Origin of the sequence: Mycobacterium vicinigordonae, from assembly GCF_013466425.1 — a bacterium.
Lineage (GTDB): Bacteria > Actinomycetota > Actinomycetes > Mycobacteriales > Mycobacteriaceae > Mycobacterium > Mycobacterium vicinigordonae.
In genome coordinates this window covers 2,667,792-2,690,086 of sequence record NZ_CP059165.1, presented here as the reverse complement: position 1 = coordinate 2,690,086, position 22,295 = coordinate 2,667,792, and the positions used below count along the sequence as shown (strand labels likewise).

Below are 22,295 nucleotides of genomic sequence, written 5' to 3'. Positions count from 1 at the left end.
GCGCCCTAGAGCAACTGTGTGTGCGCGCCGCCGTCGGCGTAGATGATGTCGCCCGTCGTCGCCGGCAGCCATTCCGACAGTAACGCACACACCGTCTTGGCGACCGGAGTGGGATCCTTCATGTCCCAGCCGATCGGGGCACGTTGGTCCCAGCCGTCTTCGAGTAACTTCATCTGGGCGCCAGCTTCCTCACCGAGCGCTCCGCCCACGATCGCGCTCATGGCCAATGTCCGGATTGGCCCTGCGGCAACGAGATTTGACCGGACACCGACCTTGCCGGCCTCACGGGCCACGAAACGGTTGACGGATTCCAGCGCACTCTTGGCCACCGTCATCCAGTTGTAGGCCGGCATCGCGCGCGTAGGGTCGAAGTCCATCCCGACTATGCAGCCACCGCGGTTCATGATCGGCAGCAGCGCCTTGGCCAGCGAGGCGTACGAATACGCCGAGATGTGAATGCCTTTGGATACGTCCTCGTAAGGGGCGTCGAAGAACGGGTTGATGCCCATACCGGTCTGCGGCATGAAGCCGATCGAGTGCACCACGCCGTCGAGATTGTTGTCCTCGCCAATCTCGGCTTTGACGCGCTCGGCCAAGCTGGCCAAATGCTTCTCGTTCTGCACGTCGAGCTCGATCAGTGGCGCCTTCTCGGGCAGCCGGTCGGCGATGCGCTGAATCAGCCGCATTCGGTCGAATCCGGTTAACACCAGCTGGGCGCCCTGTTCCTGGGCGACCCGGGCGATGTGGAACGCGATCGACGAGTCGGTAATGATCCCGGAGACCAGGATTCGTTTGCCCTCGAGCAGTCCTGCCATATGTCCGTCCCTCTCCTAGTTCCTAGTGCCCCATGCCCATGCCGCCGTCGACCGGGATGACCGCACCGGCGATATAACTGGCGTCCTCGGACGCCAGGAAGCTGACCACCCCGGCGACTTCTTCGGAGGTGCCGACACGCTTGGCCGGGATGAAATCCAGCGCCCCCTTCTGGATCCGCTCATCGAGCGCGCGGGTCATCTCGGTGTCGATATAACCGGGGGCCACCACGTTCGCGGTGACATTGGCCTTGGACAATTCCCTCGAGATCGAGCGGGCCATACCGATCAGGCCGGCTTTCGACGCCGCGTAGTTGGCCTGGTTGCCGATGCCCCAGCTGCCGGATACCGAACCCACGTAGATGATCCGGCCGAAGCGCTTCTTTTGCATGCTTCTCGACGCCCGCTGAGTTACGCGGAACGCTCCGGTGAGATTGGCGTCGATGACCTTCTGGAACCGCTCCTCGGTCATTCGGATGAGGAACGCGTCCGCGGAGATGCCGGCGTTGGAGACCAAGACCTCGACCGGACCCTGGTGCTCCTCGACCTCTTTAAACGCGCGGTCGACGGCGTCGCTGTCGGTGACGTCACACTCGACGCCGAACAACCCCTCGGGAGCCCCGGAGCCGCGGTGCGTGACGGCCACCTTGTGTCCGTCGGCAGCCAACCGCCGCGCGATCGCCAGCCCGATGCCCCGGTTACCGCCGGTGACCAGGACTGATCGGGCTACGAATGTGGGTTTGGCGCCGTCGGAGGCAGGCTCGTTTGCTGTATCGGTGGCTGTATCAGTCACCCCGTCAACCTATCGCCTCACTGTGGTTGCGCCGAAATCGGCTCGCGACGGCGCGCCTTGGGTTTTTGTCGTCACCCCCGGCTACCGAAACCCACAACCCGGTGCCATTCGCGCCACCAGAAAAGCTAGGTCGGCAATCGGCGGTTGATCAGCAAGGCCGCCAGCGCGGCGGTCGCCAACACCAACGCACCCAACCGCAACCACCCGGTACTCGCGTCACCCCTGATCGTCTCGTACCCAATCTGCTGCTGCAGCGACGAGTACACCTGCTTCAGCTCCTGCAGCGTCGCGGCGCTGTAGGAGTTACCGCCGGAAAGCTGCGCGACCTTCTTCATCGTCTCGTCGTCGACGGGAACTGGCTGGCGCTGGTCGTTGATCTCGACGAAGCCGTAGGGGGTGCCGAACGAGATCGTCGAAATCGGCACGCCCTGGTCCTTGGCGGTGCGGGCGGCGGTATAGGCGCCCTTCGGGTTGTCGGGGTTAGTCGGCATCGTCTCTTTGCCGTCGGAGAACAAGACGATGCGCGCCGGCGGAGGCGTGTCGCCTCCGCCGATCACCGCGCCGACGGTGGCGATGGCCTGCAAGGCGGTGAAGATCGCCTCCCCGGTGGCGGTGCGGTCAGCGAACTGCAACTTGTCCAGCGCGGCCTTTGTCGCATCCCGGTTCGTAGTGGGTTGGACCAACACCGTGGCGGTACCCGCATAGGCGATCAAGCCGAGGTTGATTCCCGGGGTCAACTCACCGGCAAACTGCTTGGCCGCCTCCTCAGCCGCGGCCATCCGGTTCGGTTCGACATCGGTGGCGCGCATCGACTGCGACACGTCGATCACCAGCATCACCACCGCACGGTTCCGCGGAATCCGGACATCGTTGGTGGGCCCGGCCATGGCGACCGTCAACAACACCAACGAACACACCAGTAGGATCGCCGGCACGTGTCGCCACTTCGAAGGACGTTTGGGCGCAACGCTTTCCAACAACTCCATGTTGGCGAAGCGCAGCATGCGCCGCTGCCGTGCGAGCTGCAACACCACATACAGTGCGACCAGCCCGGCCACGAGCAGCAGGAAAAGAAACCACCAGGAATGTGCGAAGCCGGACAGCGACATCGGCCCCAGCAACGGCAACGTCATAACAGACCCGTCATCTTGTAGCAGCCGGTCACCGGCGCCCCGCCATAGCCCCGCGCCGGCGATGGGAAACAAAGCGCACAATGTCGGCAATCCAGTCCCGGTCGGTACGAAGCGTCATGACCGGGGCACCGCAACCGCGGATCGTGCGGGCTACGTCGGCGCGGTGAGCCGCCGCGGCCCTGGAGAAATCAGTTTGCAGCTGTGCATCAATGGTGAATTCACGAACGGCTCCGGACTCGGCGTCTTGCAGCACGACATCGCCGATGTCCGGTAGCTCCACATCGCGGGGGTCGAGCACCTCGATGGCCAGCACCTCGTGGCGCGCCGCGATGGCACGCAGCGGCCGCATCCAGTTGATGGGCCCCAGGAAGTCACTGATGATGACCGCCATGCCGCGGCGGCGCTCCGGCCGGCGCAGCGCGTCAATGGCCTCGGCCAGGTCGCCACGCACCCCGACCGGCGCCTTCGGCGTGGTCGCGATGGTGCGCAGCAGCGTCTGCACGTGCTCGCGGCCGGATCGCGCCGGTACTCGAATCGTGTTGGCGCCATTGGAAATCAGCGCACCAAGCCGATTACCGCCACCGACGTTGAGGTAACAGATGGCCGCCGCGGCCGCCACCGCGAGGTCACGCTTCTCGCACGTCGACGTGCCGAAGTCCAGGCTGGCCGACATGTCCACCACCAGCCAGGTCTCCAACTCGCGGTCGGCGATCATCTGCCGTACATGCGGGTGGGTGGTGCGTGCGGTAACCGCCCAGTCCATCCGGCGCACGTCGTCGCCGGGCTGGTAGATGCGCGACTCCCCGGGTTCGCTGCCCGGCCCGGGTATCAACCCCAGATGGTCGCCGTGGAGGATGCCGTCCAACTTGCGGCTGACCGTCAGCTCGAGGGTGCGCAGCGCCGCCGACAACTTTGGGTCGTCGATGGTGCCGCGCATCATCGACGGCGGATGACGAACCGCGGGCTTATCCGCGGCGGGTTTCGAGTCGGTCACCGACCGCCAGCCGCCACGGTGGCACCCTGCATAACCGGACCAACCGAATGCCCTTGCTGCGGAACGGCATTGACCTGCGGCAGCGCTACCGTCTGCAACACCCGGCTGATCACGGTCTCCGAGGTGATCTCGTCGGCTAGCGCGTCGTAGGTGAGCACCAGCCGGTGCCGCAATACGTCAGGAATCACGTCGATGATGTCCTGCGGGATCACATAGTCGCGCCCACGCACCAGGGCCAGCGCTCGCGAGGCGGCGATGATGCCCAGCGAGGCACGTGGCGAGGCGCCGAATGCAATCCACGTCTTGACGTCGTTCATCCCCAACTGCTCGGGGTGTCGAGTCGCCATAACGACACGCACCACGTAGTCGACCAGCGCGTGGTGCACAAAGCTGTTGGCCGCGACGCCCTGCAGGCGCAGCAGGTCGCCGGTGCCCAGAATCTGCTTGGGCTGCGGCGGCGTGACACCCATCCGGTAGATGATCTCGCGTTCCTCTTCCGGCGACGGATAGCCGACGTTGATCTTGAACAAGAAGCGGTCGCGCTGCGCCTCCGGCAGCGGGTACACCCCCTCCTGCTCGATCGGGTTCTGCGTCGCCATCACCAGGAACGGGTTGGGCAGCGGGAAAGTCTTGCCACCGATGGACACGTGGCGTTCGGCCATCACCTCGAGCAGCGCCGACTGCACCTTGGCCGGCGCGCGGTTGATCTCGTCGGCGAGCAGGAAGTTGACCACCACCGGACCCAGTTCGGTGTCGAACTCCTCTTTGCCCTGCCGGTAGATGCGGGTTCCGACGATGTCGGTGGGTACCAGGTCAGGGGTGAACTGGATGCGCGCGAACGAGCCGCCGACGACCTTCGCGAAGGTCTCGACCGCCAGCGTCTTGGCGACGCCGGGGACACCTTCGAGCAGTACGTGCCCCTTGGCGAGCAGGCCTACGAGCATCCGCTCGACCAATTGGTCCTGGCCGACGATGATGCGCTTGACCTCGAATATCGCCCGCTCCAGGGTGTGCACCTCGGCGGCCAACCCGTCGGCACCGCCCGCCGGCGCCTCCTGGGTGGGTGGGCCCGAGTGAGCACCCTGGCCCGGGTAACCGCCACCTGCTTGTGTCATTAAATAACCCTCCACAGCTCTTCGGACACGACTTGCTGTCACGACCAATGTCGCCGGGCAGCTTCGTGCCCGCGTTCAACTATTCCAGGCGTCCCGGAATCCGTCGACGTCACCGAATCGCTGACGGGGCTGCATGCACCCCGCGCATCCGGCTCAGTACTCGATGATCCTAGTCAGGTAGGGCGTCATGCCGGGCTTGCGCACCGGGCTGATGGTGACTTTGCCAGCCAGGCTGGAGGCCTCCAGCATCTGCCCGTTGCCCAGATACAAGGTGACGTGCTGCCTGCCATTGGGACCGTAGAAAATCAGATCGCCACGCCTGGCCTCGTTCTGGGGGATGTGGCGTCCGGCGTTGTACTGGTCACCGGAGAACCGCGGTATCAGCACGCCAACGCCGGCGAAGGCGTAGCGCATCAGGCCCGAGCAGTCGAAGCCGGTGATGTTGGCACCGTCCTCCACGCCCTTGCTCGGGCCATCAAGCGAGCCACCACCCCAGGAGTAGGGAACACCCATTTGCGATCCGGCGCGCTGTATCACGTGCTCGATGGCTTGCCTGCCATTCGCCCGTGGAATGCGACTGCCGGTGGTGTTGTTGGCCGCCGGCGTGGCGCCGCCCAAGTTGATGCCCAGCCCGCTAAGAAACTGCTGACCCAGGTTCAAAGTGGTCTGGGTAGCTTGCGCAGTAGCCTGCAGCGAGGCGTTGGCGACGGCCAGCGGGTCGCCCGGTGCCCCGGCGCTGGTTGCCGCCGGCAGGGTGGGGTCCCATTCGCCGGGGTCGGCAGCGGCCGGCGCTGCGACAGCGATCAATAGCCCGGATACCAAGGTGGTGATCCAGGCTAGACCGATCAATCGAAATCTGTTGTGCCGCATAAAACCTCGTTAATACTCGATGTAGCGGACCACGAAGGGCGTCATGCCGCTGGTGCGCACGGGCGCTGTGCGCACCTTCAAACCGATGTCGGGGGCCTCGAGCATCTGACCGTCGCCGAGGTAGATCGTCACGTGCTGACTGCCACCCGGGCCGTAGAAGATGACGTCGCCGCGTCGCATCTGGGAGGTAGGAATCTTGCGCCCGAGGTTGTACTGCGAGCCCGAATAGTGCGGCAGCTTGATGCCCACCCCGGCGAACGAGTACAGGACCAGACCCGAGCAGTCGAAACCGGTGATATTGGCCCCGGAGTCGATGCCGTGGCTGGGGCCGGCCGCGTTTCCACCGCCCCAGGAGTACGGCACGCCGATCTGAGACATGCCGCGACGGATTACGTACTCGGAGGCCTGTCGGCCGTACACCCGCGGAATCCGTCCGGAGGTGGCCCCGGCCGGTGCGTTGGTGATGCCGCTGTCGTTGGGCCGCAGGATCCCCAGCTGCTGCAGGAAGCTGCGCCCCATCTGCGCGGTGACCTGTGCCGAGGTGGCCGAATAGCCCAGCACCTGGTTGACCACCGCAATCGGGTCGCCCTGGATGTTGGCGCTGGGGATCTGCGGGAGGGTGGGGTCCCAGCCGTCCCAGCGGCGCCCGCCGTTCGGGCCGGACGCGCTGTCCCACATGCCGGGCGGGGTGCCTTGTCCGCCGGATTGGGTCCAGGCCACGAACCTTGCCTGCTGCAGCCGTGATTCGGCCTCGTCACGCTCGGCGGCCAGGCGATTGACTTCGTCACGCTGTTCGTCGAACTTGCGCTGGGTCTCTGCCAGCGCCGCTACGGCCGCGTCTTGGCTCCCCTTGGCGTCGGCCGCGGCCTTGTCAGCCTTCTGCTTGGCCTGCCGGGCCACCGACTCTTTGTTCACCTGCTCGGTGCGCGCTCGCTGCAACTTGGCCATGACCGTCTGCGCACTGGTCGCTATGGCGCGGGCATCGATGGCCGCGGCGATCATGTCCTCCGGGCTGCGCGCCATCAGATATCCGCCGGACGGGCCCTTCATATACGTGGCCACCGCGAAGGTGTTGAACCGCTGTTGGGCCGTGGCGATCGCCGCGGTGGCATCCTTGACCGCCTGCTGGCTGGCTTCCACGTCACGTGCCGCCGCGTCGGCGTGTTCGCGCGCTTCCTCGACGGCTACCAGTGCCTTGTTGACGCTCTCCTGTTCCTGCTCGACGGTAGAGCTGAGGTCCTCGAGACGCTGGTTCGCCTTGGCGACGTTGGCGATCAGCATGGCCATCGAGTCGGGGGCCGGCTCGGCATTTGCTACTCCGCTGACCAGCTCCGGGTTGCAGAGCATCAACGCCACACTCAGCACCACCGGAACCGCTGGGCGCATCAAGCGGGCGGCGGTTTGAGAGGCGGTGCCGGGGCGTGTCCGTCTCATACGACTTGAATCTCCTAGGGCTTAAATCGGACGGACGGCGCTCGTTTTAGCTGAAAGCGCCAATAGCATCAGAAGCATCATTCGCACCGTACGTCACAGATGACGCTGAAGAAACGCAAGTCACAAATCGCACTCTGGAAGTGCGTTTACTGTGACCGAACAGTGACCTGAACCGTTTGCCAACTGCGGCGGCCTAGGCACCGCTGAAGAGTTGTTACAGGGTTGTGACCTGTGTAGATGCGCTAGGCGTCTTTGCTGGACGGCGCTACAGCGCCAGCTTCCGACGTTGCTGGCTGCCTGTTGCGCAGCTGCAGGAAGCGGGTGCCGGCCGCGGCCGCAAACACCCCGATCAGCAAAACAATGGTGAGCGCAGTCCAGGGAAACTCAGGGGTCTCGAGTTCGTGCAGAAAATTCTGCGCGGACTGCACCGGATTACCGGTTTTGGAATGGTCTTCGCCCGCCTCGAGGGTGACCCGTGCGAAGTGCGAGCTGTAGCTGCCGACATAACTGGGACTGAGTACCAACACGGTGGAGTCCGGGTAGTCGGCGCCGATGACGGTCGCGATATCGCGCAGCGCGGTGTCGTGGGGCGGGTTGTGATCGAGCAGCACGATCTTGAGGGTGATGCCGTCGCTGCGCGCGTGGTTGACGACGTCGAGCAGTCCCGGCTCCGGTCCCGGCGGGGCGGCCACGCCGTCGGCCGCGACCTGGGCCTTGACCGCGGCGATGTCGACGTCGACCGGGATGTACTCGGGCAGGAACGGGATTGTCTGCGGCAGCGGCAGTTCGCCGAATAGTTCGCGTCCGGTCATTGGTCTCGCTCCTCCCGTAGTGCTAGGAGCACCGTACCTGTGCCGTGTCGGTGGCGGCCCTCGCTGGTTGGGTACCGGTGATCACGTGCGCCGTTCACTGCCCAAAGGCCGAGAAAGGATTCACCGAAGGGCTCGCCGCCAGGGGTTTCGCCAGGCCCGCGACAGGACAAGACTGGAAAAGCACGGGTGCCACACATTGCAGGACAAGCGTACTGTTAAAGTTGCACCGCACCGTCGACACGGCCCGTCGGCGGCGAAGAACTTAATCCACGGGAGTTGATGTGACCAGCAAAGGTTCGGTGAATTCATTCGGAGCCCGCGACACCCTCAAAGTGGGCGACAACAGCTACGAGATCTATCGCCTCGACGCCGTCCCAGAAACCAAGAAACTCCCCTACAGCCTCAAGGTGCTTGCCGAGAACCTGCTGCGTAACGAGGACGGCAGCAACATCACTAAGGACCACATCCAGGCCATTGCCAACTGGGATCCCGACGCCGAACCCAGCATCGAAATCCAATACACGCCAGCGCGTGTGGTGATGCAGGACTTCACCGGCGTGCCCTGCATCGTCGACCTGGCCACCATGCGGGAAGCGATCGGTGACCTGGGCGGCGACCCCGAGAAGGTCAACCCGCTGGCGCCCGCCGACCTGGTGATCGACCACTCGGTGATCGCCGACCTGTTCGGCCGCGCCGACGCCTTCGAGCGCAACGTGGAGATCGAGTACGAACGCAACGGCGAGCGCTACCAGTTCTTGCGCTGGGGGCAGGGCGCGTTCGACGACTTCAAGGTGGTGCCACCCGGCACGGGCATCGTGCACCAGGTGAACATCGAATACCTGGCGAGTGTGGTGATGAACCGCGACGGCGTCGCCTACCCCGACACCTGCGTGGGCACCGACTCGCACACCACCATGGTCAACGGGCTCGGCGTCCTGGGCTGGGGCGTCGGCGGCATCGAGGCCGAGGCCGCCATGCTGGGCCAGCCGGTATCGATGCTGATCCCCCGCGTCGTCGGCTTCAAGCTGACCGGTGAGATCCAGCCCGGCGTAACCGCGACCGACGTCGTGCTCACCGTCACCGAGATGCTGCGCAAGCACGGGGTGGTCGGCAAATTCGTCGAGTTCTACGGCGCCGGCGTGGCCGAGGTTCCGCTGGCCAACCGGGCCACCCTGGGCAACATGAGCCCCGAATTCGGTTCCACCGCAGCAATTTTCCCGATTGACGCGGAGACCATCGACTACCTGAAGTTCACCGGCCGCAGCGAGGAACAGCTGGCGCTGGTCGAGACCTACGCCAAAGAGCAGGGCTTGTGGCACGACCCGGACCACGAGCCGAAGTTCTCCGAGTACCTCGAACTCGACCTGTCTACCGTGGTGCCGTCGATCGCCGGACCGAAGCGTCCGCAGGACCGGATTCCGCTGTCGGACGCCAAATCGACTTTCCGCGAACAGATTCCGACCTATGTCGGCGACCAGGACGGCCAGCAGCAGTACTCGAAGCTGGACGAGACGGTCGACGAGTCGTTCCCGGCCAGCGATCCAGGTTCACCCGACAACGGGCACGCCGACGACGCCCCGAAGGTGCAGTCTGCCGCAGTGCATTCGAAGGGTCGAGTGAGCAACCCGGTGACGGTCAAGTCCGACGAGTACGGCGAATTCGTGCTCGACCACGGGGCCGTCGTCATCGCCGCCGTCACGTCGTGCACCAACACCTCCAACCCCGAGGTGATGCTGGGCGCGGCACTTCTAGCCCGCAACGCAGTCGAGAAGGGCTTGTCATCCAAGCCCTGGGTCAAGACCACCATGGCGCCGGGATCCCAGGTGGTCAACGACTATTACGATAAGGCCGGCCTGTGGCCGTACCTGGAGAAGCTGGGCTTCTACCTGGTCGGCTACGGCTGCACGACCTGCATCGGCAACTCCGGCCCGCTGCCCGAGGAAGTCTCGAAAGCCGTGAACGACAACGACCTTGCGGTGTCCGCAGTGCTCTCGGGCAACCGCAACTTCGAAGGGCGCATCAACCCCGATGTCAAGATGAACTACCTGGCTTCGCCGCCACTGGTCGTCGCCTACGCGCTAGCCGGGTCGATGGACTTCGACTTCGACAAGGAACCGCTGGGCACCGACAAAGAGGGCAAAGAGGTCTACCTGAAGGACATCTGGCCGTCGCAGAAGGACGTCTCGGACACCATCGCCGCGGCTATCAGCCAGGAAATGTTCGTCAAGAACTACGCCGACGTGTTCAAAGGCGACGAGCGCTGGCAGAACCTACCGACCCCGAGCGGCAATACCTTTGAGTGGGACGAAGAGTCGACGTACGTGCGCAAACCACCGTACTTCGACGGGATGCCCGCCGAGCCGGAGCCGGTCAGCGACATCAAGGGCGCGCGGGTGCTGGCGCTGCTTGGCGATTCAGTTACCACCGACCACATCTCGCCCGCGAGCAGTATCAAGCCGGGCACGCCGGCCGCCCAGTACCTCGACGAGCATGGCGTCCAGCGCAAGGACTACAATTCCTTTGGCTCGCGGCGCGGCAACCACGAGGTGATGATCCGCGGCACCTTCGCCAACATCCGTTTGCGTAACCAGTTATTGGACGACGTCTCCGGCGGCTACACCCGCGACTTCACCCAAGACGGCGGCCCGCAGGCGTTCATCTACGACGCGGCGCAAAACTATGCGGCACAAGATATTCCGTTGGTGGTGCTGGGCGGCAAAGAGTACGGCTCCGGCTCCTCCCGCGACTGGGCGGCAAAGGGCACCCGACTGTTGGGGGTGCGCGCGGTGATCACCGAGTCCTTCGAGCGCATCCACCGCTCCAACCTGATCGGCATGGGCGTCATCCCACTGCAGTTCCCCGACGGGGAGTCGGCCGAATCGCTGGGGCTGGACGGCACCGAGGTCTTCGACATCACCGGCATCGAGGTGCTCAACGACGGCAAGACGCCGAAGACGGTAAAGGTGAAGGCCAGCAAGGACTCCGGAGACCCGATCGAGTTCGACGCGAAGGTGCGTATCGACACCCCCGGGGAGGCCGACTACTACCGCAACGGCGGCATCCTGCAGTACGTGCTGCGCAACATGCTCAAGTCGGGCTAGCGGGTACCCGAAGATCCGGCCGCGCTCGTGCCAAAAGTCAGCGAGGACCATCTGGAGGCCCGACGCCGCCAGATCCTCGACGGCGCACGCCGCTGTTTCGCCGAATACGGCTACGAACAGGCGACCGTGCGCCGGCTGGAAAAGGAGATCGGGTTGTCGCGCGGCGCGATCTTCCACCATTACCGCGACAAGGATGCGTTGTTCTTCGCCTTAGCGCAGGAGGACACCCAACGCATGGCAGAGGTTACGCAGCGCTCGGGTCTGATCCAGGTGATGCGCGAAATGCTGGCATCGCCAGAGGAATTCGACTGGCTGGCCACCAGGCAGGAGATCGCCCGCAAGCTTCGCCACGATCCTGAGTTCAGCCGCGGCTGGGCCGAACGATCCGCGGAGCTGGCGGCGGCCACCACCGAGCGGCTGCGCCGCCAAAAGCAGGCCGGACGGGTGCGCAACGACGTGCCCGCCGATGTGCTGCAGTGCTACCTGGACCTGGTGCTCGACGGCCTGGTGGCCCGGCTGGCGTCGGGCGAGGACCCACAGCGACTGGCCGCCGTGCTGGATCTGGTGGAGAACTCGGTCCGAACACCGTCCGCACCTGAGCGAGTGTGACGAGGCGGCGATTACGGGCACCGGGGTTCTGCCTTCCCGTCACGTTCGCGGCGAACGAACGGTGGGCACGGCGTCAGGTCAGGCGTGAGGCGCGCGAGCGGTGATTGGGTCCGCCGCGGCCACGCATCGTGGCGCCCGATTCGAGCAGCATGCTGTGCACGCATCCGTAGGACCTGCCGGTGGAGGCCGCCAGGTTGCGAATGCTGGCGCCTCCCTCGTAGGCGCTACGCAGCTCACGCAACAACTGTTCGCGGGTCTGGGTTGACTTCCGCATGGCACATAGCGTAAGAATCCGGCGCCACAAATGGGAGGTTTTGCCGAAACGGACTTGTTCGGGTCAGGCCAACTCGATCAGGTCGCGATACTCCTCGGACCAGAAGTCCTCGGTGCCGTCGGGCAACAGCAGCACGCGCTGCGGGTCGAGGGCCTCGGCAGCGCCCGGGTCGTGGGTGACCAGCACAACCGAACCTTGATAGCTGCGCAACGCGTCGAGTACCTGCTCGCGCGAGGCCGGGTCGAGGTTGTTGGTGGGTTCGTCGAGGAGCAACACGTTGGCCGTCGAGGCGACCAGACCGGCCAGTGCCAGCCGGGTCTTCTCGCCGCCGGACAAAGTGCCGGCCGGCTGCTCAAGTTGCGCGCCGCTGAACATGAATGCGCCGAGCAAACCCCGCAACTCCTGTTCGCCTGATTCCGGTGCGGCGTGGCGGATGTTCTCCCAGACCGTCGCGTCGTTGTCGAGGGTGTCGTGCTCCTGCGCGAAGTAACCGATCCGCAAGCCGTGTCCGGGTTCCAGACCACCGGTGTCGGGTGTCTCGACTCCGGCCAGCAGCCGCAGCAGGGTTGTCTTGCCGGCACCGTTGAGACCGAGCACGACAACACGCGAGCCGCGGTCGATCGCCAGATCCAGTCCGGTAAAGACCTCGAGCGAACCGTAGGTCTTGCTCAGCCCTTTGACCACTAGCGGGACGCGGCCGCACGGGGCCGGGGTGGGGAACTTGATGCGGGCCACCTTGTCGGCGACGCGCTCGTCGTCCAGGGCAGCCATCATGCGATCGGCACGCCGTAACATGTTCTGCGCCGCAACGGCTTTGGTGGCCTTGGCGCCCAGCTTGGCGGCCTGGTTGCGCAGCGCGGTGGCCTTGCGTTCGGCGTTGGCGCGTTCCCGCCGTCGTCGCTGCTCGTCGGTGGCGCGGGCGTCCAGGTACTTTTGCCAGCCCATGTTGTAGACGTCGACTTCGCCGCGTACCGCGTCGAGGAACCAGACCTTGTTGACGACGTCGGCGAGCAGCTCGACGTTGTGGCTGATGATGATGAGCCCGCCGTTGTGCGAGCGGAGGAAATCGCGAAGCCAGCCAACCGAGTCCGCGTCTAGGTGGTTGGTCGGCTCGTCGAGCAACAGCGTTGTCCCCGAACCTGAGGCGCCGGCTCCCCCTTCCGACGCCGCGAACAGGATGCGCGCGAGTTCGACGCGCCGGCGCTGACCACCGGACAGAGTGTGCAACTTTTGCGTCAAAACACGTTCGGGCAGACCGAGACTCGCGCAGATGCGGCCCGCTTCACTTTCGGCACCATAGCCGCCCAGGGCGACGAAGCGCTCTTCGAGCTGCCCATAACGACGGATGGCGCGGTCGCGGGCGGCGTCGTCGGCAACCTCGGCCATCAACGCCTGCTGCTTTTCCAGATCGGTGAGCAGCACATCGAGACCGCGGGCCGACAACACCCGGTCGCGGGCCAGCACGTCAAGGTCGCCCTCTTTGGGATCCTGTGGCAGATAACCGATTTCGCCTCTTCTACTGACCGAGCCAGCGTAGGGCTGGCCCTCCCCCGCCAGGATCCGCATGGTGGTCGTCTTGCCCGCGCCATTGCGTCCGACCAAGCCGATCCGGTCGCCGGGCTGCACCCGTAGATCGGGTCCGTCCGGCGAGAGCAGGATGCGCGCACCAGCGCGGACCTCGAGGTCCGTTGCCGTGATCACATCTGCTCCTTAGTTGTCACTTGTCGTCGGTGAACACCGCTGGCCGTCTTTCCGCACGTGCGGCAACCGCTTCTTCGAAGTTGGAGGTGAGCAGACGGACGAATAGCTGTCCCAGGCCCTCAGCCTGCATGTGCCCCTCAAGACTACCGGCGTCCAGTCCACTCCATAGTGTGCGTTTGGTCAACTCAAGGCCGGGCCGGGAGAACGCCGCCATGCGTGCTGCGATTGCGTAGCAGGTGTCCAGCAGCTGGTTGTCCGGCACTTGGCAGGACACCAAACCGATCCGCTCGGCTTCTTCGGCGCTGACGTCGCGGCCGGTCAGCATGATCTCGAACGCCCGCGACGCCCCGATGGCCCTGGGCAGCAAGTAGCTCAGGCCCAGCTCGCTCGCGGTCAGACCGTTGTTGATGCCGGCTGCTCGGAAATAAGCGCTGGTAGAGGCCACCCGGATATCGGCAGCCAAAGCCAGGCACAGTCCGCCGCCGATCGCCGCGCCGTTTACCGCGGCAATCACCGGCTGGTGCAGGCGGCGCAGCTTGAGGATGACGTCGTCGAGGACCTCCATGGAACGCAATGCGTACGTCGGTCGGGTCAGACCGTCGACGTTCGGAACGCTGCCCGCGGATTTGTGATCGGCTCCCGACGAGAATCCGCGACCGGCCCCGGTGAGCACCACCACCCGCACCGAGTTGTCGTAACCGACTTGTTCCAGGATTTCCCGCAACGGCACCATCACATCGAATGCCATGGAGTTCATCCGCTCGGGACGGTTGAGGGTGATTAGGGCGATCTCGGGGCGCGGGTGTTCCAGGAGGACCAGATTCACCCGTGCACGGTATCGCAGGAAGGACGCGGCTTCCCCGGTGTGACGCCGCCTCGAAATCCGGGCCACCCGATAGCAGCGCAGCTGCAGGCGCCCAGAAGCTCTCGCGGAGCCTAGACCTCGGTTACCTCGGGTTGTTCATAATCCTTGAGCTGTTGCACCAGATCGTCCAGGGCGGCCGGAGGTAGCGCACCGGCCTGGTTGAACAGCAGCTTGCCCTTCTTGAACGCCATCAAGGTGGGGATGGACCGAATTTGGGCGGCCGCGGCCAGCTCCTGCTCGGCCTCGGTGTCCACCTTGGCGAACACGACGTCGGGATGCTTCTCCGAGGCCGCCTTGAACGTCGGCGCGAAGGCCCGGCACGGGCCACACCAGGACGCCCAGAAGTCGACGAGAACGATGTCGTTGCCGTTGATGGTGTCGTTGAACTGCGCGGCAGTCAGGTCTTGGGTAGTCACGTCTGCGGTAACGCGTCGCCCCCAGTGGTTGTTCCCGACGGTTACAGCAAACTAGCGGTCGAGGTTCGATACGCCCGCAGCTGCCGGACCAGGTCCGCCATCACCGCGGGATTGGCGATGCCCGCCTGCTTGAACACCAGTTGCCCCTTCTTGAACGCCATCAGCGTCGGAAGCAGCTTGATCCCGGCAGTCTTGACCAGCTCCTGCTCGGTTTCAAAGTTGACCTTCGCGTGCACAATGTCCGGGCAGTCCGCGGCCGACCTTTCGTAGTTCGGCGTGAACAGCTCACACGGCGCGCAGTTGGGCGCCCAGAAGTAGACGAAGACATGGTCGTTGCCTTTGACCGCCTGCCGAAAGTCGACAACGGTGAGGTCTCGCGTCGCTGCTGCTGTCATTTGGCGTCGAGCGTACGTCACCGCGACGCGGCGGCGCGCCAAGTTCGGTTGGTCAGCAGTCGCAGGCCGTTGAGGGCGACCAACAGCGTGGATCCCTCGTGACCGGCCACCCCGAGCGGCAATGGCAGTTGCCCAAACAGATCCCAGACCACCAGCACCGTGAGGAAGCTTCCGGCAATCACCAGGTTCGCCGTCACCACCCGGCGGGCCTGTCGGGCCAACCCGATGATGGTCGGGATGGTGTGCAGCTCGTCGCGCACGGTGACACCGTCGGCGGTCTGCAGGGTGAGGTCCGCACCCGCGCCCATCGCCAGCGATGTACAAGCCACGGCCATCGCAGGCGCATCGTTGACGCCGTCACCGACGACGAGCACCCGGTGTCCCCTGGCCTGCAAAGCACGCACCGCGTCCACCTTTTGCTCGGGGAGGAGCGCCGCGCGCACGTCGGAGATCCCGGCATCGCGGGCTACCCGCTGGGCCGCAGGCGCGTTGTCCCCGGTCAGCAGCACCGGTGGCGTCGCCATCAGCCCAGTCAGTGCCGCCACCGACTCCGCGGCGTCGGGCCGGATCACATCGGTCAGCGCGAGCACGCCGACGGCGACCCCATTCATTACGACGAGCGCGCAGGTGGCTCCGGACTGCACAATCGGTGCCAGCGTGGTCGGCGGCGTACCCCGAAAGCTCTGGGGACTGCACACTTCGACGAAATCGTCGCAGACCACAGCGCGCACGCCGTGCCCCGGCAAGGCGCGGAAATCCTCGGCCGGCGGAATAGCAAGACCACGCTGGCGAACTTCCTCGACAATCGCGCGACCCAGTGGATGCTCACTGAATTGCTCTGCAGCAGCAGCTAATTGGAGCATTCTTCGCTCGTCGATCAAGTCGGGGCGCAACGTTTGCACCGTAGTGAGGCGGGGCGTCCCGGCAGTCAGCGTGCCCGTCTTGTCCAAGGCGACCACGGTGATGTCGGCGAGATGTTCGACGACGACCGCGGACTTGAGCAGCACCCCGTGTCGGCCAGCGTTGGCGACGGCGGCCAACAAGGGCGGCATGGTGGCCAGCACTACCGCGCACGGAGAGGCGACGATCATGAATGTCATGGCACGCAGCAGGACCGGTTGCAGCGGCGAGCCCCAAAGCAACGGAACTACGACCAGTGCGAGGGTGGCCACCACCACACCCACCGAGTAGCGCTGCTCAATTTTCTCGATGAGCAGCTGGGTTTTCGCCTTGGTCGCCGAGGCTTCGGACACCATTTCGACGATCCGGGCGACCACACTCTGTGACGGGTCGCGGGTGACGACCATATGCAACACGCCGGACCCGTTGACCGAGCCGGCAAACACCTCGTCACCGACGGTCCGGACGACCGGTATCGATTCGCCGGTGATGGAGCACTGGTCGACGTCGGAACGCCCCGACAGCACCGCACCATCGGCGGGGATGCGCTCCCCCGGCCGCACCACCACCCGGTCGCCGACCACCAGTTCGTCGGCCGCCAGCACCCGCTCGTCGCCGTGGCCGTCGATCACCACGGCCGTTTCGGGCGCCAGGTCCAACAAGCCCTTGACCGAATCCGCCGTATGCCTGGTGGCGACGTCGTCGAGGGCACCCGAGGTCGCGAAGATCACGATAAGCAGCGCACCGTCGAAGATTTGTCCGATGGCCACCGCACCGACCGCGGCCACAATCATCAGCAGGTCCACGTCGAGCGCCTTGTTTCGCAACGCCTGCGCACCTGCCCACGCCGAACCCCAGCCACCGGCCAGATAGCAGGCCAGATACAGCGACCACCAGACGTCCGGCGGCGCACCGCTGACCTGAGTCGCCAGGGCGGCGGCGAACAGCACCAGCGCCACTGCCGCCCAGCGCACCGACATCACCGACCACAATGCTGCGAGCCAACCCAGCGGACGGCCGGCTGTGGATGAGACGCGGTCGACAACTGCCTCTGCGGCAGCCACTTCGATTGCGGTGACGGTCATTGCGGCAGCCTCAGGCAGGGGTGGGAATTGGTCAGGATGCACCGATTCTATTGATGCAGACATCGCCTGAGGTCTCGGTTCAGTTTCGGTATGCCTTCGGAATCCCACCGAATTGACCTATGGCACAACGCATAACGCGAGGCCGCCGCAGCAACGCACCCCACCCGGCGCCGGTCAACCACCCACTGCCCGACCAAGTCCGTCGCTACCTACGGTTGCGTACGTTTTCCGGCGTCGTCCACACTTAGGCCAACCACGCTTGAGTGGAAGGAACCGCATTGGGGCACTACATCGCCAACGTGCGCGATCTCGAGTTCAACCTGTTCGAGGTTCTTGACCTCGGCACGGTGCTGGGCACCGGTCGCTACGCCGATCTGGACATCGACACCGCACGCACCATCCTGGCGGAAGCGGCACGATTGGCCGAGGGGCCGATCGCCGAGACTTTTGCGTTCGCCGACCGGCACCCGCCGGTATTCGACCCGGCCGCGCACAGCGTCAGCATCCCGCCGGAGGTGGCCAGGACACTGCAGGCGATCAAAGACGCCGAGTGGTGGCGTCTGGGCCTGGACGAGGAGATCGGCGGCATGGCCGCGCCGGCGCCCCTCACCTGGGCGGTCAACGAGATGATCTATTGCGCCAACCCGTCGGTGTCCTTCTTGAACTTCGGCCCGGTGTTGTCCCAGCCGCTGTTCCTCGAAGGCAACGAGGAGCAAAAACGTTGGGCTGCAATGGGAATCGAGCGAGGCTGGCAAGCCACCATGGTGCTCACTGAGCCAGACGCCGGCTCCGACGTGGGTGCTGGCCGCACCAAGGCGTTCGAGCAGCCGGACGGCACCTGGCACATCGAAGGCGTCAAGCGCTTCATCTCCGGCGGCGACGTCGGCGACACCACCGAAAACATCTTCCATCTGGTGCTTGCCCGCCCCGAAGGCGCCGGCCCGGGCACCAAAGGACTGAGCTTGTTCTATGTGCCCAACTATCTTTTCGACCCGCAGACCGGAGAACTCGGCGCCCGCAACGGCGTGTACGTCACCAACCTGGAACACAAGATGGGGCTCAAGACCTCTCCCACCTGCGAGCTGACCTTCGGCGCCACCGACGTTCCGGCCGTCGGATACCTGGTGGGCGGCGTGCACAACGGCATCGCGCAGATGTTCACCGTGATTGAGCACGCCCGCATGACGATCGGCGTCAAGTCCTCCGGCACCTTGTCCACCGGCTACCTCAACGCGCTGGCCTACGCCAAGGAGCGGGTGCAGGGCGCCGACCTAACTCAGATGACCGACAAGACCGGGCCGCGGGTGACGATCATGCACCATCCCGACGTGCGGCGCAGCCTGATGACCCAGAAAGCGTACGCTGAGGGCCTGCGCGCGCTGTATCTCTATGCGGCGGCACATCAGGACGACGCTGTCGCACAACAGGTTTCGGGTGCGGATCCGAGCATGGCGCACCGCGTCGACGACCTGCTGCTGCCGATCGTCAAGGGCGTCGGCTCCGAGCGCGCCTACGAGGTGCTGACCGAATCCCTGCAGACACTGGGCGGTTCGGGTTTCTTGCAGGACTACCCGATCGAGCAGTACATCCGCGACTCCAAGATCGACTCGCTCTACGAAGGCACCACCGCGATTCAGGCCATGGACTTCTTCTTCCGCAAGATCGTCCGCGACCACGGCCAGGCGTTGGAGCACGTGACGACGCAAATCAACAAGACCCTGGAGAACGTCGACGAGTCGCTCAAGGACCAAGCCGAACTAGTGCAGGCCGCGCTGGAAGACGTCACGGCCATGACGACCGCGCTGATGGGCTACCTGATGTCGGCGGCCCAGAATCCGACCGATATCTACAAGGTCGGTCTGGGATCGGTGCGATACCTGCTTGCCGTCGGCGACCTGATCATCGGCTGGCGGCTGCTGGTGCAGGCCGGCGTCGCCCAGGCAGCGTTGCAAGGCGACGTCTCCGACACCGACCGCGCGTTCTACCAAGGCAAGGTGGCGGTGTCGGGCTTCTTCGCCAAGAACATGCTGCCCAAGCTGGCGGGCCTGCGCACCGTCATCGAGCACACCGATGACGACATCATGCGCTTGGACGAAGATGCCTTCTAAGTAGCACACAGATATCGCACAGCTTCACCAGGTAGACCCGATCGTCAGAACCACCGACGATTTGGGAGGACCGTTGTTAAGTACTCGATTCGCACTCGCTGCGATTGCCGGCGCCGCCGCGTTGTCCGCCGCGGCGTGTAGCTCGTCCAACACCTCCAGCCCAAGCGCCACGTCGAGCACGGCGGTCGCCTCTCCGACAACGGCGGCCTCGTCGGCACCACCCAAGGGCGAGACGCAGGTTCGTGGATTGATTGCCTCGGTCTCCGGTAACGCTGCCCAAGTGACTCAACAAAATGGCACTGCCACAGTCGATTTCACCGATTCAACAAAGGTCACCGAGGTTGCTGCGGCGGCCCTGACCGACGTCACTGCGGGCAATTGCATCACCGCGCGGTCCAAGGACGAATCTCAGCCCGGCAGCCCCGTCACCGCTGCATCGGTGCGAGTCAGCCCTGCCAACAACGGCAAATGCCCGGAAGCCAGGCAGCCAACCACGCCCACGCCATCTGGGACGCCCACGACGACCGGCCCGGGCAAGAAGCCGGCGGTCGAAGGTTCCGTGGCATCCGTCGCGGGCAACACGATCACGGTGAACACCGCCTCAGGTTCTCAGACGGTGACGGTCACCGATAAGACGAGGTACACCAAAGAGGCCCCAACCAACTCACAAGCCATCACGCAGGGCAAGTGCCTCACCGCACGCGGCAGCGAGAATAACGGCGCGCTACAGGCGACGTCCATCAGCCTGCAACCAGCCCATAAGGGCAAGTGCACCGAAGGGGGCGAACCCCATCACCGCTGAGCCGGGCCGTCAGACGGTGAAGCCCAGGGCCCGGAGTTGTTCGCGGCCGTCTTCGGTGATCTTGTCCGGGCCCCAGGGCGGGTTCCACACCCAGTTGATTCGGATCTCGTCGACTAAGCCGCTGCCCACCAGCGCCGAGCGTGACTGATCCTCGATGACGTCGGTCAGCGGACAGGCCGCCGACGTCAGGGTCATGTCGACCAGTGCGACGGTGCCTTCCTCCCCATCTTCCAGGTTGAGGCCGTAGACCAGGCCGAGGTCGACAACGTTGATCCCGAGTTCGGGGTCAACGACGTCGCGCATCGCCTCTTCGATGTCGGCGAGCAGTTCCTCGTCGGGGCCGGTGGTCTCGCTACCGGGCAGCGCGGTTTCGCTCATTTGTCGACCTCCTCGAAGGTTGCGTGGGCCTGCGCCAGTGCATCTTTGAACGCCATCCAGCCGAGCAGTGCGCATTTGACCCGCGCCGGATACTTGGCCACACCTGCAAACGCTACTCCGTCGCCCAGCACATCTTCGTCGCCCTGCACGTTCCCGCGCGAGGACACCATCTCGGTGAACGCGTCGACGGTCTGCAGCGCCTGCGGCACGCTTTGTCCGATCACCTGGTCGGTCAGCACGGACGTCGCCGCTTGGCTAATCGAGCAGCCCTGCCCGTCGTAGGAGATGTCGGCGACGGTCCCGCCGTCCTCGGACAACGCGACCCGTAGCGTGACCTCGTCTCCGCACACCGGGTTGACGTGAAACACCTGCGCGCCGAACGGCTCCCGCAGTCCACGGTGATGCGGGTGCTTGTAGTGGTCCAGGATCACGTCCTGGTACATCTGCTCGAGACGCAAAGTCAGTCTCTCCCAAAGAATTCCAACGCCCGCCGCACACCGGCAACCAGGCGTTCGACCTCGTCGGGCGTGTTGTACAGCGCGAACGATGCGCGCGCGGTGGCTGCCAGGCCGAAGCGGCGGTGCAGCGGTAGCGCGCAGTGGTGCCCAACACGCACCGCAACGCCTTCGTCGTCGAGCACCTGGCCGACATCGTGGGCATGCACGCCATCGACAACAAACGACACCGGCGACCCGCGGTTCTGCATCGAAGTGGGTCCGATGATGCGCACTCCCTTGATGGCCGACAGCCCATCCAGGGCCAGCGCTACCAACTCGCGCTCGTGGGCCTCGACAGCCTCCATTCCGACCGCGTCGAGATAGCGCGCGGCGGCGGCCAGTCCGACAACCTGGGAGGTCATCGGCGTGCCCGCCTCGAAGCGCTGTGGGGCAGGCGCGTAGGTGGAAACTTCCATGGTGACGGTCTCGATCATCGACCCGCCGGTAAGGAATGGTGGCAGCACGTTCAGCAGCTCACGACGCGCATACAAGACCCCGATACCGTTGGGCCCCAACATTTTATGACCGGAGAACGCGGCGAAGTCGACGCCGAGCGCGTGCAAGTCGACCGGCTGGTGCGGCACCGACTGGCAGGCATCCAAGACGGTCAAGGCCCCAACGGCCTTTGCGCGCGACACCAATTCGCTCACCGGCGCCAGTGCGCCGGTGACATTCGAATGATGGCTGAAGGCGACGACTTTGACGTTGCCGTCGAGATGTAGCGAGTCCAGGTCGATGCGGCCGTCTTCGGTCACGCCGTACCAGCGCAGGGTGGCACCAGTACGCCTGGCCAGCTCCTGCCACGGAATCAGGTTGGCGTGGTGCTCGAGTTCGGTGGTGACGATCACATCACCCGGGCCGACCGCTTCCGGAAAGCGGCTGTCTCCCAGAACATATGACACCAGGTTCAGCGACTCGGTGGCATTTTTGGTGAACACCAGTTCGTCGGTGTCAGCGCCGACGAACGCGGCGATATCCGCGCGGCCTTGTTCGTAGGCGTCGGTAGCCTCCTCCATCAACTGGTGCGCGCCGCGATGCACCCCGCCATTGGAGGTGACCAGGAACTCGCGCTCAGAATCGAGCACCTGCAAAGGCCGCTGCGAGGTGGCGCCGGAATCCAGATACGCCAGCTGATTTCCGCCGCGCATAACGCGCTTGAGGATCGGAAAGTCAGCCCGGATTGCCGCGATATCCAGCATGG

The 22,295-nt window shown here is 65.0% G+C and carries 21 protein-coding genes and 1 pseudogene; 4 read left to right on the top strand and 18 right to left on the bottom strand.

Going from position 1 to position 22,295, the window contains the following annotated elements:
* Positions 1 to 5: 5 nt before the first annotated feature.
* From inhA to H0P51_RS12375, 8 genes are all read right to left on the bottom strand, one after another.
* Positions 6 to 815: an NADH-dependent enoyl-ACP reductase InhA gene (gene inhA / locus H0P51_RS12410; protein WP_180918341.1), complete on the bottom strand. Its 810-nt coding sequence runs from the start codon at positions 813 to 815 to the stop codon at positions 6 to 8.
* A gap of 22 nt (positions 816 to 837) precedes the next feature.
* Positions 838 to 1,605: a 3-oxoacyl-ACP reductase FabG1 gene (gene fabG1 / locus H0P51_RS12405; RefSeq protein ID WP_180918340.1), complete on the bottom strand. Its 768-nt coding sequence runs from the start codon at positions 1,603 to 1,605 to the stop codon at positions 838 to 840.
* Between the two features lie 125 nt (positions 1,606 to 1,730).
* Entirely contained in the window at positions 1,731 to 2,738 is a 1,008-nt protein-coding gene (locus tag H0P51_RS12400; RefSeq protein WP_180918339.1) for a VWA domain-containing protein, read from the bottom strand.
* Between the two features lie 28 nt (positions 2,739 to 2,766).
* On the bottom strand, positions 2,767 to 3,678 hold the full coding sequence (locus H0P51_RS12395; protein ID WP_425489046.1) for a DUF58 domain-containing protein: 912 nt from the start codon (positions 3,676 to 3,678) through the stop codon (positions 2,767 to 2,769).
* Positions 3,679 to 3,728: 50 nt separating this feature from the next.
* Entirely contained in the window at positions 3,729 to 4,847 is a 1,119-nt protein-coding gene (moxR1, locus tag H0P51_RS12390) for a chaperone MoxR1 (protein ID WP_180918337.1), read from the bottom strand.
* Positions 4,848 to 5,000: 153 nt separating this feature from the next.
* Positions 5,001 to 5,717, bottom strand: a complete 717-nt coding sequence (gene ripB, locus H0P51_RS12385) for an NlpC/P60 family peptidoglycan endopeptidase RipB (protein WP_180918336.1) — start codon at positions 5,715 to 5,717, stop codon at positions 5,001 to 5,003.
* 9 nt (positions 5,718 to 5,726) lie between these two features.
* Positions 5,727 to 7,151 (bottom strand): NlpC/P60 family peptidoglycan endopeptidase RipA, encoded by a 1,425-nt coding sequence (gene ripA, locus H0P51_RS12380; protein WP_180918335.1) that lies wholly within the window; start codon positions 7,149 to 7,151, stop codon positions 5,727 to 5,729.
* A 242-nt stretch (positions 7,152 to 7,393) separates the two neighbouring features.
* The gene (locus tag H0P51_RS12375) at positions 7,394 to 7,963 is read right to left on the bottom strand and encodes an Rv1476 family membrane protein (protein WP_180918334.1); all 570 of its coding nucleotides are present in this window, start codon (positions 7,961 to 7,963) and stop codon (positions 7,394 to 7,396) included.
* A 281-nt stretch (positions 7,964 to 8,244) separates the two neighbouring features.
* Between H0P51_RS12375 and acnA the strand changes: the two genes are divergently transcribed.
* Positions 8,245 to 11,064 (top strand): aconitate hydratase AcnA, encoded by a 2,820-nt coding sequence (gene acnA, locus H0P51_RS12370; protein WP_180918333.1) that lies wholly within the window; start codon positions 8,245 to 8,247, stop codon positions 11,062 to 11,064.
* A 27-nt stretch (positions 11,065 to 11,091) separates the two neighbouring features.
* Positions 11,092 to 11,673: a TetR/AcrR family transcriptional regulator gene (locus tag H0P51_RS12365; RefSeq protein ID WP_180918332.1), complete on the top strand. Its 582-nt coding sequence runs from the start codon at positions 11,092 to 11,094 to the stop codon at positions 11,671 to 11,673.
* 73 nt (positions 11,674 to 11,746) lie between these two features.
* On the opposite strand, the gene H0P51_RS12360 is transcribed toward H0P51_RS12365, so the two are convergent.
* The 6 genes from H0P51_RS12360 to H0P51_RS12335 all read right to left on the bottom strand — a co-directional run bounded on the left by H0P51_RS12360 (position 11,747) and on the right by H0P51_RS12335 (position 17,309).
* A complete protein-coding gene (locus H0P51_RS12360) occupies positions 11,747 to 11,947 on the bottom strand; it encodes a helix-turn-helix domain-containing protein (RefSeq protein WP_180918331.1) in 201 nt (66 codons plus the stop codon).
* 63 nt (positions 11,948 to 12,010) lie between these two features.
* Entirely contained in the window at positions 12,011 to 13,648 is a 1,638-nt protein-coding gene (locus H0P51_RS12355; protein WP_180918330.1) for an ABC-F family ATP-binding cassette domain-containing protein, read from the bottom strand.
* A gap of 16 nt (positions 13,649 to 13,664) precedes the next feature.
* Positions 13,665 to 14,492: an enoyl-CoA hydratase gene (locus H0P51_RS12350; RefSeq protein ID WP_180918921.1), complete on the bottom strand. Its 828-nt coding sequence runs from the start codon at positions 14,490 to 14,492 to the stop codon at positions 13,665 to 13,667.
* 92 nt (positions 14,493 to 14,584) lie between these two features.
* On the bottom strand, positions 14,585 to 14,929 hold the full coding sequence (gene trxA, locus H0P51_RS12345) for a thioredoxin (protein WP_180918329.1): 345 nt from the start codon (positions 14,927 to 14,929) through the stop codon (positions 14,585 to 14,587).
* Positions 14,930 to 14,970: 41 nt separating this feature from the next.
* On the bottom strand, positions 14,971 to 15,324 hold the full coding sequence (locus H0P51_RS12340) for a thioredoxin family protein (protein ID WP_180918328.1): 354 nt from the start codon (positions 15,322 to 15,324) through the stop codon (positions 14,971 to 14,973).
* Between the two features lie 17 nt (positions 15,325 to 15,341).
* Positions 15,342 to 17,309 carry a heavy metal translocating P-type ATPase gene (locus H0P51_RS12335; protein WP_180918327.1) on the bottom strand — a complete coding sequence of 656 codons (1,968 nt, stop codon included), beginning with the start codon at positions 17,307 to 17,309 and terminating at the stop codon, positions 15,342 to 15,344.
* 278 nt (positions 17,310 to 17,587) lie between these two features.
* Between H0P51_RS12335 and H0P51_RS12330 the strand changes: the two genes are divergently transcribed.
* Entirely contained in the window at positions 17,588 to 19,417 is a 1,830-nt protein-coding gene (locus H0P51_RS12330) for an acyl-CoA dehydrogenase (RefSeq protein ID WP_180918920.1), read from the top strand.
* A gap of 24 nt (positions 19,418 to 19,441) precedes the next feature.
* Here H0P51_RS12330 and H0P51_RS28490 read toward each other — a convergent pair whose 3' ends face one another.
* A complete protein-coding gene (locus H0P51_RS28490) occupies positions 19,442 to 19,642 on the bottom strand; it encodes a hypothetical protein (protein ID WP_246398581.1) in 201 nt (66 codons plus the stop codon).
* A 55-nt stretch (positions 19,643 to 19,697) separates the two neighbouring features.
* Between H0P51_RS28490 and H0P51_RS12325 the strand changes: the two genes are divergently transcribed.
* Entirely contained in the window at positions 19,698 to 20,219 is a 522-nt protein-coding gene (locus tag H0P51_RS12325; protein ID WP_246398578.1) for a DUF5666 domain-containing protein, read from the top strand.
* A gap of 9 nt (positions 20,220 to 20,228) precedes the next feature.
* On the opposite strand, the gene H0P51_RS12320 is transcribed toward H0P51_RS12325, so the two are convergent.
* The 3 genes and pseudogenes from H0P51_RS12320 to H0P51_RS12310 all read right to left on the bottom strand — a co-directional run bounded on the left by H0P51_RS12320 (position 20,229) and on the right by H0P51_RS12310 (position 22,293).
* On the bottom strand, positions 20,229 to 20,597 hold the full coding sequence (locus H0P51_RS12320; protein ID WP_180918325.1) for a metal-sulfur cluster assembly factor: 369 nt from the start codon (positions 20,595 to 20,597) through the stop codon (positions 20,229 to 20,231).
* Positions 20,572 to 21,061: pseudogene (gene sufU, locus H0P51_RS12315) on the bottom strand (Fe-S cluster assembly sulfur transfer protein SufU). The gene H0P51_RS12320 and the pseudogene sufU overlap by 26 nt, the downstream one beginning before the upstream one ends.
* Positions 21,058 to 22,293 carry a cysteine desulfurase gene (locus H0P51_RS12310; RefSeq protein ID WP_180918324.1) on the bottom strand — a complete coding sequence of 412 codons (1,236 nt, stop codon included), beginning with the start codon at positions 22,291 to 22,293 and terminating at the stop codon, positions 21,058 to 21,060. Before H0P51_RS12310 ends, sufU begins: the two are co-directional and overlap by 4 nt.
* Positions 22,294 to 22,295: the final 2 nt, after the last annotated feature.

Excerpts from the sequence above, each read along its gene's own strand:
- inhA (WP_180918341.1), bottom strand. The coding sequence starts at position 815 with ATGGCAGGACTGCTCGAGGGCAAACGAATCCTGGTCTCCGGGATCATT.
- H0P51_RS12400 (WP_180918339.1), bottom strand. The coding sequence starts at position 2,738 with ATGACGTTGCCGTTGCTGGGGCCGATGTCGCTGTCCGGCTTCGCACAT.
- H0P51_RS12395 (WP_425489046.1), bottom strand. The coding sequence starts at position 3,678 with ATGATGCGCGGCACCATCGACGACCCAAAGTTGTCGGCGGCGCTGCGC.
- moxR1 (WP_180918337.1), bottom strand. The coding sequence starts at position 4,847 with ATGACACAAGCAGGTGGCGGTTACCCGGGCCAGGGTGCTCACTCGGGC.
- ripB (WP_180918336.1), bottom strand. The coding sequence starts at position 5,717 with ATGCGGCACAACAGATTTCGATTGATCGGTCTAGCCTGGATCACCACC.
- ripA (WP_180918335.1), bottom strand. The coding sequence starts at position 7,151 with ATGAGACGGACACGCCCCGGCACCGCCTCTCAAACCGCCGCCCGCTTG.
- H0P51_RS12375 (WP_180918334.1), bottom strand. The coding sequence starts at position 7,963 with ATGACCGGACGCGAACTATTCGGCGAACTGCCGCTGCCGCAGACAATC.
- H0P51_RS12360 (WP_180918331.1), bottom strand. The coding sequence starts at position 11,947 with ATGCGGAAGTCAACCCAGACCCGCGAACAGTTGTTGCGTGAGCTGCGT.
- H0P51_RS12340 (WP_180918328.1), bottom strand. The coding sequence starts at position 15,324 with ATGACAGCAGCAGCGACGCGAGACCTCACCGTTGTCGACTTTCGGCAG.
- H0P51_RS12335 (WP_180918327.1), bottom strand. The coding sequence starts at position 17,309 with ATGACCGTCACCGCAATCGAAGTGGCTGCCGCAGAGGCAGTTGTCGAC.
- H0P51_RS12320 (WP_180918325.1), bottom strand. The coding sequence starts at position 20,597 with ATGAGCGAAACCGCGCTGCCCGGTAGCGAGACCACCGGCCCCGACGAG.
- H0P51_RS12310 (WP_180918324.1), bottom strand. The coding sequence starts at position 22,293 with ATGCTGGATATCGCGGCAATCCGGGCTGACTTTCCGATCCTCAAGCGC.